This window comes from Polaromonas sp. P1_E11 (genome assembly GCF_056405995.1).
The window spans coordinates 555103-569332 of the sequence record NZ_JBFUBA010000001.1; the positions used below are offsets into that span (position 1 = coordinate 555103).

Genomic DNA, 14230 nt, shown 5'->3' on the forward strand with positions numbered 1-14230 from the left:
CGCATAAGGGCAAACCCGGGGGGATTGCGGTTATTCTCGGCGAGTGAACTACGCGCAGCTTCTTTTCCCCGACTTTTCCCTCATTGTTTGCGGCTACCTCGTCTGCCGCTACACCGCCCTTAACCGCACCGTTTGGGAGCAGGTGGAGAGCCTGGTTTATTACTTTTTGTTTCCGGTCCTGCTTTTTCATTCGATCGTCAAAAGCCCGCTGGACCTGGGTGCCGCCTCCAGCCTCATCAGCGCCGGCATTCTGCTGGGAATTGCCGGTATTGCGATGGCCTACAGCCTGCCGCACCTGCCATGGCTGGGCAGGCACATCGACTCGCGTGAGCACGCCGCCAGCGCGCAGGTGGCGTTTCGCTTCAACTCCTTCATTGCGCTGGCTCTGGCCGACCGGCTGGCGGGCAGCCAGGGCCTGCAGCTGATAGCCGTGCTGATCGGCGTGTGTGTTCCCCTCTTCAACGTGGCGGCGGTGTGGCCCATGGCGCGGCATGCCCAGCGTGGTTTCATGGGCGAGCTGGTGCGCAATCCGCTGATCCTGGCCACGGCCACAGGCCTGGTGGCCAACCTGCTCGGCTTTACCCTGCCTGTCTGGCTCGAACCCACGGTGACCCGCATTGGCGCCGCCTCGCTGGCACTGGGCCTGATGGCGGCAGGCGCCGGCATGCAATTCGGCCACCTGTCGCAAGCCAAAACGCTGGCAGTGGCCGTGCTGTCGATACGGCATCTGTTGATGCCGGTCATGGCCCTGGGCCTGTGCAAAGCCTTTGGGCTGTCGCCCGTACAAAGCACCATCCTGCTGGCGTTTTCCGCCCTGCCGACAGCCTCCAGCGCGTACGTGCTGGCGGCGCGCATGGGCTACAACGGGGGTTACGTGGCGGGCCTGGTGACCTTGTCCACCATCCTGGGCGTAGTCAGCCTGCCGTTTGCGCTGGGTGTGCTGCGTTAGGGAGACGCCGGCTGATTGCTATTTATTTAATAGCTGCTTGCGCACGTCCTTAAAGGGCTGCAGGCCAATTTCATTCAAATTTACTGGCCGAGAGCCCAGGCTACGTGTTCCCGCACCAGCTCGCTGGGAGAGGCGGCATGCATTTGCAGGGCTTCGCGCAGGGGCTTTGCCGCCTCAGGATCGAGCACACGCAGGGCATTGCCCATGGCCACCGCAATGTTGCGCAGCCAGCGCTCATGGCCAATACGGCGTATCGGGCTGCCTTCGGTGAATCGCAAAAACGCTGCTTCCGTCCAGCTGAACAGCGTGACCAGTTGCTGCCCGGTCAAGCCGCTGCGCTCGTCAAAGTCAGGCAAGGCGCTACGCTGGGCGAACTTGTTCCACGGGCAGACCAGCTGGCAGTCGTCGCAGCCATAAATCCGGTTACCCATCAGCGGGCGAAGCTCCAGCGGGATCGGACCCGCGTGTTCGATGGTGAGGTAAGAGATGCAACGCCGTGCATCGAGCTTGTGGGGTGCGACGATCGCCCGCGTCGGGCACACGTCAATGCAGGCCTGGCAGGTGCCGCAGTGCGGCGTCACCGGCTCGCTGGGCGGCAGGGCAATGTCAACGTAGATTTCCCCCAGGAAGAACATGGAGCCTGCTTCCCGGTTGAGCAGCAAGGTGTGCTTGCCGCGCCAGCCCTGGCCGCTGCGGGCTGCCAGTTCGGCCTCCAGCACAGGCGCGGAGTCGGTGAAAGCCCGATGGCCGAGCTGGCCGACGTGGCCGGAGATGCGTTCGCTGAGTTTTTGCAGGCGGGCGCGCATGATCTTGTGATAGTCGCGGCCACGCGCATACACCGACACAATGCCTTCCGCCGGCCGCTCAAGCCGGCTGAACTCAAGGGCCTGCCATTCGCCCGGGGCGGCAACCGTCGAGGCGGGCAGGTAGTCCATACGGGCCGTGATGACGCTGACGGTGCCCGGTATCAGCTCGGCCGGCCGGGCCCGTTTGAGCCCGTGCGCGGCCATGTAATGCATGTCACCATGGAAGCCCGCTGCCAGCCAGGCCGATAATCCGGGCTCGGCCGACGATAAATCCACACCGGCCACGCCAATTTGCGAAAATCCAAGCTCGCGCGCCCAGGTTTGAATTTGAGAAACGAATTGATGACTGTTCAAAGAATTGCTGGCGGGCACCCGCTGATTGTAAAAAACATTGCCTGGCCCGACGAAGCGGCCACGGCGGCATTCGCGCAAACACTGGCGGGTCATCCCGCCATTGGCCGCGCGCTCATTGAGCTTCAGGGCGACCTTGGCGCCGGCAAGACCACCTTTGTGCGCCACCTGCTCAAGAGTTTGGGCGTCGAAGGCCGCATCAAAAGTCCCACGTATGCAGTGGTCGAACCCTACACTTTGCCGAAGATGAATATCTGGCATTTTGACTTCTACCGCTTTAACGATCCGCGCGAGTGGGAAGAGGCGGGGTTACGCGACATCTTTGCCAGCACCGGGCTCAAGCTGGTCGAATGGCCGGAAAAAGCAGGCCCGCATCTGCCCCAACCTGATCTGCTGCTCTACCTGGAAGTCCTGCCGGACGATACCCGCGCAGTTACCCTGACGGCTCACACGCCCACAGGCGCGGAATTGCTGGCATGAAGCGGCAGCCCGTCACCCGCCGCAGCGCCCTGCAACTGGGCAGCGTGGTACTTCTGCTGGGTGTCCAGCACATCGCGCGCGGCGCAACCATCGTGGCCGTGCGTGTCTGGCCGTCCAAAGACTACACGCGGCTCACCATCGAGTCGGACGGCGAGATCAAGGCAAAGCAATTTTTCATCGCCGACCCGCCGCGTCTTGCAGTTGACATTGAAGGCATAGACCTGATTCCCGCGCTGCGCGAACTGGTGGCCAAGGTGAAATCCGACGACCCGAATATCTCGGGCATACGCGTGGGGCAAAACGCCCCCGGCGTGGTGCGGCTGGTGATAGACCTCAAGCAGCCCATACAGCCGCAGGTGTTCACCCTGCCGCCTGTGGCCGCCTACCAGTACCGCCTGGTGTTCGACTTGTACCCGACGCAGGTCGCCGACCCGCTCGAAGCCCTGATTGCCGAGAAGCTCGCCGACAGGCAACCGGGCGCAACGCCCGCGCCTGCCAATGACCCTATCGCCGACCTGATCGCGCGGCAGTCGGGCAAACAGGCCGATGGGAAGCCGCCGCCGGCGGCTGTCGCGGAGAAAGACAAGGACAAGGCCCACGGGCCAACGACCGGCCCCGCCCCCCCCGGCGGCGCCAAGACCTCGCCCGAAGCAGCCATCATTGCGAAGAACAAGACCGACCGTCTCGTCATCGTCGCGCTGGACCCGGGCCATGGAGGGGAAGACCCCGGTGCCGTCGGCCCCGGCGGCACGCGCGAGAAAGACGTGGTGCTGCAAATCGCGCACCGCCTGCGCGACCGCATCAACCAGCAGCCCAATATGCGCGCCTACCTCACGCGCGATGCCGACTTCTTTGTGCCGCTGCATGTGCGCGTGCAAAAAGCGCGGCGCGTACAGGCCGACCTCTTCATCAGCATCCATGCCGACGCATTTTTTACGGCGCGTCCGCAGGGCGCCAGCGTCTTCGCGCTCAGCGAAAAAGGCGCATCCAGCAGCGCCGCGCGCTGGATCGCCGACAAGGAAAACTCGGCCGACCTGGTGGGCGGCATCAACGTCAAGGCCAAGGACGCCCAGGTACAGAAAGCCCTGCTCGACATGAGCACTACGGCGCAGATCAACGACAGCCTGAAGCTTGGCAGCGCCATGCTGGGCGAGATCGGTAATGTCGGCAAGCTGCACAAACCGAAAGTCGAGCAAGCCGGCTTCGCTGTCCTGAAAGCGCCTGACATTCCCAGTGTGCTGGTGGAGACCGCCTTCATCAGCAACCCCGACGAAGAAGCCAAACTGCGCAGCGACGAATACCAGGTACAGCTGGCCGACGCCTTGATGCGCGGCATCACGCGCTACTTCGCGCGCAACCCGCCACTGGCACGCAACCGCGCCGTTTAAGCACTGCATCGGCGCACATTGATGCGCCGAAATTACCACCCAGGGCCGCAGCAAGCCGACACGCCGCGGCAACCTTCTCCTACAACCGCCACCTGCCCACCCCTCCTACAGTGAAGTCACAGGCAAGATCAGGACTTCACGATGTGAATACCCTCGCAAGAGCCTGAAACTCTGAGCAAAGGTGGACAAGATGAATACGAAATTGATGATGTCAGCAGTAGCAGCGGCGGCACTGTTCGGCCTGGGTGGTTGCAGCACCAGCCCGACCAATGCACAGATAGGCACCGGTGTTGGTGCAGTCGCAGGTGGTGTCGTGGGCAATGCCGTTTTCGGCAGTACCCTGGGTACCGTAGGCGGCGCAGCAGCGGGCGCCCTGATCGGTAATGAGGTCGGGAAAAGGCGCTAAAAGAAACGCCAGGCAACGCAGCCCCGGCACCTGCCGGGTTGGTGTTGCCTGCACCAACATTGCGGCTACACCGGATAGATCAGCGAGTTGAGGATCATCTCGCTGTCATACACACAAAGACGGCTCCTGAATTTCAGGAGGCCGTCTTTTTTGATGAGCTCGTCGATATAACGCCCGACGTTGTAGACCTCGCTCACGCCGCCCGGTTTGGTGCGGAACACCGCGTAGTTGGCCTCCGCCTTGATGACCTCGCCTTCCTCCGAGAGGATGCGCGCCGGGCTGACGATGTGGCGCATGTAATAAGGCCCGTGATAAATCGTCTGCGTGACGCCATACACCCGATCCTTCATCATGCCCCGGCTTTCAAGCGCCATCAGGGCCAGCGGCAGGCCGCGGTCAAAATTCTCGCGGGCCTGCACCTTGTAGTTGCCCTCCTCCACGAAGAATTCCGGCCACGCATCAAACCGCTTTTCGTCCAGCGCCGCCGCGTAGGCTGCATTGAGCTGGTCCACCTCCAGTTGCAGCATCAGGCGCTGCAGTCCCTGTTCACTCGACGTCATAGACCCATGACTTTCTTCCAGTAGGCATACATGCTGCGGATCAGGGCTTCGGTGACCATGTGTTCCGTCATCTCGGTGCCGGTGCCGCCCAGCTCGCACAGTGTTGAGCCGGTGTCGCCAGCCTGTGCAAAGCCGGCCTGGCTGAACTCGATCACTTCACCGTCGTCCGCACTGACAAAACCGGCCGGGCCAAACAGGTTGGCCTGGCGCAGGCGGCGCTGCGTCATTTCGGGTGTGTCGTCGGCGAAACCGAAGTGCGTCCAGATGAAATCAAACTCACCCTGCCCACGCGGCACGATGTGGCGTGTGCTCAGCGAATTGACCTGCTGCTGGATGATCAGGCTGGGAAACAGCGTGATCATGGTCACGGTCGGCGTGATGTCACTGCCCGGGCTGGACGGATCGGGCATCTTCCACCAGGGCTCGGGCACCACGTCCAGCAGGCGGTCGTCATGCAGGGCCATGTTGGCCTTGAACGAGGTCACGCCTTCGGTCACTGCGTCGTTCTGCCCGCCCTCGTTGCGGCGCGAAATCATCACGGCATGGCGGCCCTCGCCGTCCATCACCATGCGGCTTTTCTGGTCGGCACGCCAAAGGCCGAAGGTCACAAACCAGGTGTGCAGCAGGCCGGGGTGGTAAGGGTCCTTGATGTTTTCCATCATCAGCTTCCAGTTGCCCGGAATTCGCTGGCGGTTGTAGCCCAGCAGCGTCAGCTTGCGCGCTCCGTCGGGGCCTTTGAAGATGCGGTCCAGCCACGGCGTGATCTGCGGGCCGAGATAGTCTTCCAGTGGTTCGGTGTCGTCGCTGAAAGTGGCAAACACCAGGCCGTGCAGCACTGCAACACGCAGCTTGGTCAGCCCATGGTCCTTGAGATCGAACCCTTCGGGCATGCCGCCGTTGACGCAATCACCCTCTTTCACCCCGTCCTTGAAGGGCAGCCCCGCCAGGTCACCGTTGAGCTTGTAGGTCCACTGGTGATAAGGGCAGACAAAACTGCGCGCATTACCCTGCGGGTTCTGGCAAAAGCGCACACCACGGTGGGCGCAACGGTTTTCAACGACGCGTATGCCGTGATCGGTTGCCCGGTCTTTGGGCGCAATGCGGTCGCGCACCATCAACACCTGGCGTTCACCGACATGGCTTAGCTTGTAGTCGCCCACATTGGGGATTTCGGCCTCAAGGCCGACATAACACCAGTGTGCGCCGTAAAAGATTTTCTCCAGCTCGCGCTGGTACAGCTGCGCATCGGTGTAGGCCCAGAAGGGCACGCGACTGGAGCCGGGGTCGCTCCAGCGTGACAGGGTATGGGGTGCGTTCATCTGAGTGTCTCCGGGTCCTGCAGCATACCTGTGCACAGGATTTCGGACAGATAATACGCTCACTTACGATCTCCGACTTCTTTCCCTGATCTTTTCAGTAAGGCATCGGTAACGGCCGTCAGTCAAATACGCAGCTTGCCTTTTCAATCCTGGCCTGCACTTCCGCACCGGTCGGAGGCACACAGCCACGCTGCATGACACACAAGCTGGCGCTGGCCACAGCATGGGCCAGCAAATTGCGCCCCGCATCGTCGGGCAGCGTTAGCAGGGCGTCGTCGCCGCTCGCAGCGGTTTTCCGCGCGAGCAAGGCGACCATAAAGCCGGCGAGGAAACAGTCACCCGCCCCCACGGTATCCACCACCGTCAACGGCCGGGATTCGCGGGCGCGCCACTGCCGGCCATCGCGTGTCAACAAACACGCTCCGTGGGGCCCCAGGGTAAGAACCAGCAGACCGGCGCCGCTCGTATCCAGCAGATGCTGCGCCCGCGCAAATACATCAGCGCCAGGTATCGCCAGGCTTTCCAGGTCTTCATCGCTGACCTTGACCACGTCGGCGTGTTGCAGCGCAGCGTGCACATTGCGCCTGTAGGCCTGCAGGTCCGGCATGACCGACGGCCGCAGGTTGGCATCCACCACCACCATGCTGCCCGCCTGATGCTGGGCTCTCAGCCATGGCAGGTAGCGGCCCGCATCCTCGGGCGCCAGGGCGAGGGCGCCGGTGTACACCATCTCGAGCCCGGGGACGCGTTGACACGACTGGATCAGGCTGTCCGCCGTGACTGCACGGTCCGCCACTTCCTGCCGGTAAAAAACATAGTCAGGATGGCCTGCGTCATTTAGCCCCACCACGGCCAGTGAGGTGCTTTGTGCCACGGGCTGTGGGCAGGCCAGCCGCACACCATCCCCGGTCAGCGCTGCGGCCAGCTGGCGGCCAAAGCGATCGCGCGACAGAGGGTTGAGGTACAGGGTGTTGACGCCCTGCCGGGCCAGCGCACGCGTCAGGTTGAAAACAGCGCCACCCGGGCAGGGTTCATAACGTCCGTCCGATTGAACGATCAGGTCAATCAATGCTTCACCAGCGGTTGCAACTTGAACCAATTTCTCAGGGTTTTCCATAATCTCAGGGTAATCCATAACTAAAACAACTTGATTTAATAAGTCAAGCGCCACTATAGTTCACCAACGCCCAGCACTCATGGGTACTTTCCCGCGATCCCCAGTGCCTGGCGGCCTGGAATGTCGATTCAACAAGGAGACAATTTGATGACAAAGACCACCACTCTCTTGGCAATGTCCAGCCTCGCGCTGGCCGCCACATCAGCCTTTGCAGCGGGCGAACCTGTGATCGGCCTGATTACCAAAACCGAAACCAATCCCTTCTTCGTCAAAATGAAGGAAGGCGCTGAAGCCGAGGCCAAAAAACTCGGCGCCAAGCTGCTGACCGCCGCCGGCAAATCGGACGGCGACACCGCAGGCCAGATCACCGCACTGGAAAATATGGCAGCTGCCGGCGCCAAAACCATTTTGATCACCGCCAGCGGCGACGCCATCAGCCCTACCGTCAAAAAACTCCAGGCCAAAGGCGTGCAGGTGATTGCGCTGGACAGCCCTTTTGCAGGGGCTGACGCGCTGTTTGCCACCGACAACTACAAGGCCGGTGTGCTGATTGGCCAGTACGCCAAAGCGGCCATGGCCGGCAAGCCCGCCAAAATCGCCATGCTCGATTTGTTCCCCGGTCACCCTGTGGGCGCGCAGCGTCATAACGGCTTCATGAAGGGTTTCGGCCTGCCCGCGGCAGACGCGAAATCCAACGAGCTGTCCAACGACCCTGCCGTGGTCTGCATGGCCGACAGTTTTGGTGACCAGGCCAAGGGCCAGACCGCCATGGAGAACTGCCTGCAGAAAAGTCCCAACATCAACGTGGTCTACACCATCAACGAGCCCGCCGCCGCGGGAGCATTCAATGCACTGAAAAAGGCCGGCAAGGAAAAAGGCGTGACCATCGTCTCGGTCGACGGCGGCTGCCAGGGCATCAAGGACACGGCAACCGGCATCATCACCGCAACGTCGCAGCAATACCCCCTGACCATGGCGGCACTGGGCGTAGCGGCAGGCGTCAGTTATGCCAAAGGCGGCAAAAAGGCTTCGGGTTACACCGACACCGGCGTGACCCTTGTCTCGGCCAAAGCCCTCCCGGGTGTGGACAGCAAAGACACCAAAACGGGCCTGGACCTTTGCTGGGGTGCGAAGTAAGCGACCAGGTGCTCGCCGGCTGTCATCCCGCACCCGACCCGGTGCGGGATGACAAAATCATTTTCTCCATCCTGGACCCTTAACGATGAACCTGTCTTCGCGCCACATACCCTGGGGGGCGCTCGGCCCCTGGCTGGCCCTGCTGGCCACCTGCATCTTTTTCACCATTCAATCGGACCGCTTCCTGACCGGTGAAAACCTGTCCCTGGTGCTGCAGCAGGTGATGGTGGTCGGCGTGCTGGCCATTGGGCAGACCCTGATCATCCTGACGGCGGGCATCGACCTGTCCTGTGGCATGGTGATGGCATTGGGCGGCATGGTGATGACCAAGTTCGCCGTGAATTACGGCATCAACCCCTACCTGGCCATTGCCTGCGGCCTGGCGGTCACGACCGGCTTCGGCCTTCTCAATGGCTTGCTGGTCACCCGTATCAAATTGCCCCCTTTCATCGTGACGCTGGGCACCCTGAATATTGCATTTGCGATCACACAGATCTACTCCAACGCGCAAATCGTTCCCAACCTCCCGGCGGAATTGACCGCACTGGGTAACACCTTCGATCTGGGCAGCACCGAAGTCAGCCTGGGAACCGTCACCATGATTGGTCTGTATCTGCTGGCGTGGTTTGTCTTGCGGGATACCGCGCCGGGCCGGCATCTGTATGCCGTGGGGAACAACGCCGAAGCCGCAAGGTTGACCGGCATCCGGGTCGACCGCGTGCTGGTGGCCGTCTATGCACTGGCCGGTCTTTTTTACGGCATCGCCGCGCTCCTGTCGGTGGCACGCACCGGCGTCGGCGATCCGAATGCCGGGCAAACGGAAAACCTGGATGCCATCACCGCCGTGGTGCTGGGTGGCACCAGCCTGTTTGGTGGACGCGGCATCATCCTCGGCACGCTCGTCGGCGCGGTGATTGTGGGCGTGTTTCGCAACGGTCTCACCCTGATGGGCGTTGCCTCCGTCTACCAGACACTGATTACCGGAATTCTGGTGATCCTGGCGGTCGCGGCCGACCAGATGTCGCGCAAAGGGCCCCGCTGATGAACACCCCAACGCCCCTCCCCACTTCCGCACCTCTGATCATGCAAGCCAAAGGGCTGGTCAAGCGCTACGGGCAGGTTACCGCGCTGGACGGTACCGACTTCGAACTGCGTGCCGGAGAGATCCTGGCCGTGATCGGTGACAACGGCGCCGGAAAATCCTCGCTGATCAAGGCCTTGTCGGGCGCCACCGTACCCGACGAAGGTGAGTTGCTGCTCGACGGCAAGCCGATGCGCTTCAAGTCTCCTATCGATGCGCGCCGTGCCGGGATCGAAACCGTCTACCAGGATTTGGCCGTGGCCCCTGCCATGAGCATTGCGGAAAACCTGTTTCTGGGCCGCGAACTCCTCAAGCCCGGCCCCTTGGGCCGGTGGCTGCGCCTGCTCGACAAGAAAAAGATGCTGGAGCAGGCCATTGCCCGCATGCAGGAACTCAAGGTCGGGATTCGCTCGATGACGCAGGCCGTAGAAACACTTTCGGGTGGCCAGCGCCAGTGCGTAGCCGTGGCCCGCGCCGCTGCCTTTGCGCAGCATGTGGTCATCATGGATGAGCCCACGGCCGCCTTGGGCGTAAAAGAGGGCAACATGGTGCTGGAGCTGATTCGCCGGGTGCGAGAGAAAGGACTGCCCGTCATCTTGATCAGCCACAACATGCCGCATGTGTTTGAAATCGCCGATCGCATCCACATCCAGCGCCTGGGCCGTCGTGCGGCAGTCGTGAATCCCAAGACCATCAGCATGAGCGACACCGTGGCCGTGATGACGGGCGCCAAGACGGCCGAAGAACTGCCGGAGTCTGCGCTTGCCTGACATATTGGCCCCCACGCTTGTCACTGCGTGTACTACGCTGCCCCCCGAGGGGGCGCTGCGCCTGCGGCCCGGCGAAGCCGGTTCCGCGGCCCCGGCTGGTGAAGAGGAAATCCCCACGCCTGTCGCTGCGTTTACTACACTGCCGGCCGAGGGGGCGCTGCACCTGCGGACTGGTAAAGAGGGGACCCCCGCGCTTATCGCTTCGCGTACTGCTGCGGCTCGAGGGGGCGCTGTCACTCCAAAATGCGTGAGGCTCTTCCATGCTTAAAGGCATTGATCCTCTGCTCACGCCCGAGTTACTCAAGCTGCTAGCCGAGATGGGCCATGACGACGCGCTGCTGCTGGCCGACGCCAACTTCACGGCCATGAGTGTGGGTGCGGGCAAACCCGTGCTGCGCCTGCCTGGCCATGGCATGGCGCGAACAGTGCAGGCCGTGGTGTCGCTGCTGCCTCTGGCTGAAGATGTGGATCATCCGGTGGCTTACATGCAGGTCAGTGGTACCGAGGCACCCTACCGTTCAGAGGTACAGCGCGAGGTACTGGCGCTGCTGGCCCCGAACTGGCTGCCGCACCAGCAGGCCGAGGCCGTTGAGCGCTACGCGTTTTATGAACGGGTACGCCAGGCCTATGCCATTGTGGTGACGGGTGAGTTGCAGCCTTTTGGCAACTTCATCCTGCGCAAAGGGGTCATCGGCGAAAATCTCCGTCCATGACCGAGCCCCTCGCAACCACCACTCCCGCGGAATCCGAAGCGGCCACGCCTGTATGGCTGCGCCAGCGCGGCTCCAACCACGTGGGTATGCGCCAGTTCAACGAACGCGTGGTGCTGCAGGCCATCCGCCTGCACGGCAGCGTACCCAAAGCCGAACTGGCCCGCCTGACCAACCTGACCGCACAGACCATCGGGCTGATCACTGCCCGGCTGGAAGAAGACGATCTGCTGATCCGGCACGATCGCGTGCGCGGTCGCATTGGCCAGCCCTCGGTGCCGCTGGCGCTGAACCCCGACGGCGCCTTCTCAGTGGGCATCAAGATTGGCCGGCGCAGCACCGACTGGCTGCTGGTCGATTTCACCGGGCAGGTCCGCCAACGCCTGTCGCTGGCCTATGCCTTCCCCGATGCCGACACGCTGCTCCCCGTGATCGGCCAGAACCTGCGCATCCTGCGTGAGCAACTCGGTCCACTGGCTCCGCGGCTGGTCGGCGTGGGTGTGGCCGCGCCCTTCCAGCTTGGCGGCTGGCACCGGATGCTGGGGCTGTCGGCGCAGCAGTCGGACCGGTGGAACCACATCGACCTCAGCGCCGAAGTGCAGGCCATGACCGAGCTGCCCGTGAGTTTTGCCAAAGACACCTCGGCGGCGTGTGTGGCCGAACTGGTGTCGGGCCGCGGGCGCGACCTCAAGAGCTTTCTCTACCTGTTTGTCGACACCTTTGTGGGGGGCGGCCTGGTCATCAATTCACAACTCCACGCCGGCATCCACAACAACGCCGGTGCCGTTGCGTCGCTGCCATTGCAGGCGGCCCGGCCACCCGGCGCGCCGCCACAACTGGTCAGCCAGGCTTCGCTGTGGGAACTGGAGCAGTGTTTCAAGGCGCGCGGGCTTGATCCGACTGCAGCCTATGACGAACGCGCCCTGCAGCCGCCGTACGAGTCTGACACCCAGGCCTGGGTGGCCAGCGCCGCCAATGCACTGGCCCACAGCGTGGTCAGCGCAACGGCCCTGCTGGATATTGATGCCGTGGTGATGGATGGCTCTTTTTGCCGCCCGCTGCTGCAGCGCCTGATTGAAGCCACGGGCGCAGCTCTCGGCCGCTACAACTGGGAAGGCCTCTGGCCCGCCCAGGTGATCGCCGGCAGCATTGGCTCCGACGCTCGCGCATTGGGCGGTGCCATGCTGCCTCTGCATGCCAATTTCGCAGCTGACCGCGACCTGTTTCTCAAGGGTGCGCGCTGATCCGCGCTTCGGGACGGTACATCGCCTCGATTTCGCGCGCATAACGAGCCATCAGGTTATTGCGCTTGAGCTTGAGCGTTGGCGTCATCAGGGTGTTCTCGGGCGTCCACGGTTCCCGCGTAAGGTACACGGCACGCGGCGTCGCGTAGCGTGCGAAGTCCTTCGTCTGGGTTGCCATGCGCTCCAGCGCAAGCTTGTGGACAGCCGGCAGGTGCAGGCTGGCCGGGTCCTCGGGGTCCAGCGCCAGCGCCGCAGCCACACGCCGCCATTCGGCCGGGTTGACCACTGCCACACAGGCGATGAACGGGCGGTTTTCACCGACTACAAAGACCTGGTCGAACAGGGAGTCAGCGGCAATCGCTACCTCCAGGTCGCCAGGCGGTACTTTTTCGCCGGTCGACGTCACGATGATTTCCTTCAGGCGTCCCATGATGCGGATACGCCCGCCATCGATCACGGCCTGGTCTCCGGTGCACAGCCAACCGTCTTCTGTCAGCACGCGGGCCGTATCTTCGGGGCGTTTCCAGTAGCCCTTCATCACCAGCGGTCCACGCACCTGCAGTTCCTGGTTGGCGCTGATGCGCACCTCGACACCCGGCAAGGCCCTGCCCACCGTGGCCGGGTCGTTGTCGTCGACACCATTGCCCGACACCACGGGCGATGTCTCCGTCATGCCGTAGCCCTGCAGCAGCGGCAGGCCCAGCCCGAGGAAACAGCGTGCCACCGCATGCGACAAGGGCGCACCACCGCTCACCGCCACCCGCACGCGCCCACCAAACTGCGCCCGCAAGGTTCCAGCCACCACCCGCTCCAGCAGGGGCCAGACCAGGGGATCCAGCCATGCCCACGGACTTTTTTCGCTTTCCGCCAAAAGCAATCCCCGTACTCGGCAAAACCGCCGCCAGCCGACAGACTGCGCCGCCAGAAACAGGCGTGTTTTAAGCGGCGACTGCGTCAGTGTCTCCTGCAGTTTGGCAAACACGCGTTCGTAAATACGCGGCACCGAAATCAGCACGGTGGGACGCACGGTTTTCAGGTCCTCGGCCAGCAAGGGCACGGAACGCGCATAAGCCACGCAGCTTCCGGCGGCAATGGGCAGGTAATAACCGGCAGTCCGTTCAAACGTGTGCGACAGTGGCAGGAACGACAGAAACACATCGTCCACCGCCGGCACCACCAGCGACAGGATGGCCCGCACATTGGACACGATGTTGCCATGCGTCAGCATCACACCCTTGGGTTTGCCCGTGGTGCCGGAGGTGTAGACGATGGCCGCGAGGTCGTCCTCCTGCGGTGCGGGCAGCAAGCCGGCGTACCCTTCCCCCGCCGCCAGCCAGTCGGCCAGGGGCACAACAGCCACCGGCTCACCCGCCCCGCTCAATGGTGCTTCGGGCGCAGCGACCACCACACAGCGTAGCGCCGGCAAGGGCGTTCCAATAGCCTCAATGGCCTGCCACTGCGAAAGCGACGACACCATCAGCAGGGAAGCTTCGGAGTCGGCCAGGATGTAGGCAATGCTGCCGGCATTGTCAATGGCATGCAGCGGCACAGGCACCAGCGCCAACGACAGCGCCGCCTGGTCGATGCTCACGGCATGGAGGCCGTTGGGTAGCAGGATCGCAACACTTGCATGAGCCGGCAGCTGCGTGGCCGCCAGCGCGCGCCGCCACTGCGCGACCCGCTCGCTGGCCTCAGCCCAGCAGGTGCTGTGCCATTGACCGGTGACGGCATCGAATTCACGGTAAGCCTCAGCCTCGGGGCTGTGTGCCACGCGAAAGGCCAGTAATTCCGGCAGCGTGTGCACTGCGGCAAGATCCAGGGGAGTGATGTTCATTCAGGTTTTCCTGCCAGCCGGAAAGGCGGCACTGTCATTTTTTATCACGTGCGCAGTTGCGCGCGGCTGCGTTGCATC

At 62.9% G+C, this 14230-nt stretch carries 14 protein-coding genes; 9 read left to right on the forward strand and 5 right to left on the reverse strand.

Annotation, left to right across the window (positions count from 1 at the left end):
* The first annotated feature begins 43 nt into the window (after positions 1–43).
* On the forward strand, positions 44–949 hold the full coding sequence (locus AC1D11_RS02715; RefSeq protein ID WP_477646849.1) for an AEC family transporter: 906 nt from the start codon (positions 44–46) through the stop codon (positions 947–949).
* Positions 950–1029: 80 nt separating this feature from the next.
* Here the strand turns inward: AC1D11_RS02715 and queG are convergent, their stop codons facing one another.
* Positions 1030–2082, reverse strand: coding sequence for a tRNA epoxyqueuosine(34) reductase QueG (queG, locus tag AC1D11_RS02720; RefSeq protein WP_477646912.1), 1053 nt, complete (start codon positions 2080–2082; stop codon positions 1030–1032).
* Positions 2083–2097: 15 nt separating this feature from the next.
* Between queG and tsaE the strand changes: the two genes are divergently transcribed.
* The 3 genes from tsaE to AC1D11_RS02735 all read left to right on the forward strand — a co-directional run bounded on the left by tsaE (position 2098) and on the right by AC1D11_RS02735 (position 4380).
* Entirely contained in the window at positions 2098–2586 is a 489-nt protein-coding gene (tsaE, locus tag AC1D11_RS02725; protein WP_477646850.1) for a tRNA (adenosine(37)-N6)-threonylcarbamoyltransferase complex ATPase subunit type 1 TsaE, read from the forward strand.
* Positions 2583–3974: an N-acetylmuramoyl-L-alanine amidase gene (locus tag AC1D11_RS02730; protein WP_477646851.1), complete on the forward strand. Its 1392-nt coding sequence runs from the start codon at positions 2583–2585 to the stop codon at positions 3972–3974. The genes tsaE and AC1D11_RS02730 overlap by 4 nt, the downstream gene beginning before the upstream one ends.
* Positions 3975–4164: 190 nt before the next feature.
* On the forward strand, positions 4165–4380 hold the full coding sequence (locus AC1D11_RS02735) for a glycine zipper 2TM domain-containing protein (protein WP_477646852.1): 216 nt from the start codon (positions 4165–4167) through the stop codon (positions 4378–4380).
* Positions 4381–4445: 65 nt separating this feature from the next.
* Here AC1D11_RS02735 and AC1D11_RS02740 read toward each other — a convergent pair whose 3' ends face one another.
* The 3 genes from AC1D11_RS02740 to AC1D11_RS02750 form a co-directional block, all read right to left on the reverse strand.
* Positions 4446–4907, reverse strand: coding sequence for an aromatic-ring-hydroxylating dioxygenase subunit beta (locus AC1D11_RS02740; RefSeq protein ID WP_477646913.1), 462 nt, complete (start codon positions 4905–4907; stop codon positions 4446–4448).
* Between the two features lie 29 nt (positions 4908–4936).
* On the reverse strand, positions 4937–6259 hold the full coding sequence (locus AC1D11_RS02745; RefSeq protein ID WP_477646853.1) for an SRPBCC family protein: 1323 nt from the start codon (positions 6257–6259) through the stop codon (positions 4937–4939).
* A gap of 118 nt (positions 6260–6377) precedes the next feature.
* The gene (locus AC1D11_RS02750; RefSeq protein ID WP_477646854.1) at positions 6378–7394 is read right to left on the reverse strand and encodes a PfkB family carbohydrate kinase; all 1017 of its coding nucleotides are present in this window, start codon (positions 7392–7394) and stop codon (positions 6378–6380) included.
* Positions 7395–7523: 129 nt separating this feature from the next.
* On the opposite strand from AC1D11_RS02750, the gene AC1D11_RS02755 reads away from it, so the two are divergent.
* From AC1D11_RS02755 to AC1D11_RS02775, 5 genes are all read left to right on the forward strand, one after another.
* Positions 7524–8513 (forward strand): substrate-binding domain-containing protein, encoded by a 990-nt coding sequence (locus tag AC1D11_RS02755; protein ID WP_477646855.1) that lies wholly within the window; start codon positions 7524–7526, stop codon positions 8511–8513.
* An 85-nt stretch (positions 8514–8598) separates the two neighbouring features.
* Positions 8599–9555: an ABC transporter permease gene (locus tag AC1D11_RS02760; protein WP_477646856.1), complete on the forward strand. Its 957-nt coding sequence runs from the start codon at positions 8599–8601 to the stop codon at positions 9553–9555.
* 41 nt (positions 9556–9596) lie between these two features.
* Positions 9597–10364, forward strand: coding sequence for an ATP-binding cassette domain-containing protein (locus tag AC1D11_RS02765; protein WP_477646857.1), 768 nt, complete (start codon positions 9597–9599; stop codon positions 10362–10364).
* A gap of 260 nt (positions 10365–10624) precedes the next feature.
* Positions 10625–11077: an RbsD/FucU family protein gene (locus AC1D11_RS02770; RefSeq protein WP_477646858.1), complete on the forward strand. Its 453-nt coding sequence runs from the start codon at positions 10625–10627 to the stop codon at positions 11075–11077.
* Complete coding sequence (locus AC1D11_RS02775; protein ID WP_477646859.1) at positions 11074–12318, forward strand: ROK family transcriptional regulator; 1245 nt, start codon at positions 11074–11076, stop codon at positions 12316–12318. Before AC1D11_RS02770 ends, AC1D11_RS02775 begins: the two co-directional genes overlap by 4 nt.
* Here AC1D11_RS02775 and AC1D11_RS02780 read toward each other — a convergent pair.
* The gene (locus AC1D11_RS02780) at positions 12302–14152 is read right to left on the reverse strand and encodes an AMP-dependent synthetase/ligase (RefSeq protein ID WP_477646860.1); all 1851 of its coding nucleotides are present in this window, start codon (positions 14150–14152) and stop codon (positions 12302–12304) included. The two genes, AC1D11_RS02775 and AC1D11_RS02780, sit on opposite strands and share 17 nt — an antisense overlap.
* Positions 14153–14230: the final 78 nt, after the last annotated feature.

Excerpts from the sequence above, each read along its gene's own strand:
- tsaE (WP_477646850.1), top strand. The coding sequence starts at position 2,098 with ATGACTGTTCAAAGAATTGCTGGCGGGCACCCGCTGATTGTAAAAAAC.
- AC1D11_RS02730 (WP_477646851.1), top strand. The coding sequence starts at position 2,583 with ATGAAGCGGCAGCCCGTCACCCGCCGCAGCGCCCTGCAACTGGGCAGC.
- AC1D11_RS02735 (WP_477646852.1), top strand. The coding sequence starts at position 4,165 with ATGAATACGAAATTGATGATGTCAGCAGTAGCAGCGGCGGCACTGTTC.
- AC1D11_RS02740 (WP_477646913.1), bottom strand. The coding sequence starts at position 4,907 with ATGCTGCAACTGGAGGTGGACCAGCTCAATGCAGCCTACGCGGCGGCG.
- AC1D11_RS02745 (WP_477646853.1), bottom strand. The coding sequence starts at position 6,259 with ATGAACGCACCCCATACCCTGTCACGCTGGAGCGACCCCGGCTCCAGT.
- AC1D11_RS02750 (WP_477646854.1), bottom strand. The coding sequence starts at position 7,394 with ATGGATTACCCTGAGATTATGGAAAACCCTGAGAAATTGGTTCAAGTT.
- AC1D11_RS02755 (WP_477646855.1), top strand. The coding sequence starts at position 7,524 with ATGACAAAGACCACCACTCTCTTGGCAATGTCCAGCCTCGCGCTGGCC.
- AC1D11_RS02760 (WP_477646856.1), top strand. The coding sequence starts at position 8,599 with ATGAACCTGTCTTCGCGCCACATACCCTGGGGGGCGCTCGGCCCCTGG.
- AC1D11_RS02765 (WP_477646857.1), top strand. The coding sequence starts at position 9,597 with ATGCAAGCCAAAGGGCTGGTCAAGCGCTACGGGCAGGTTACCGCGCTG.
- AC1D11_RS02770 (WP_477646858.1), top strand. The coding sequence starts at position 10,625 with ATGCTTAAAGGCATTGATCCTCTGCTCACGCCCGAGTTACTCAAGCTG.
- AC1D11_RS02775 (WP_477646859.1), top strand. The coding sequence starts at position 11,074 with ATGACCGAGCCCCTCGCAACCACCACTCCCGCGGAATCCGAAGCGGCC.
- AC1D11_RS02780 (WP_477646860.1), bottom strand. The coding sequence starts at position 14,152 with ATGAACATCACTCCCCTGGATCTTGCCGCAGTGCACACGCTGCCGGAA.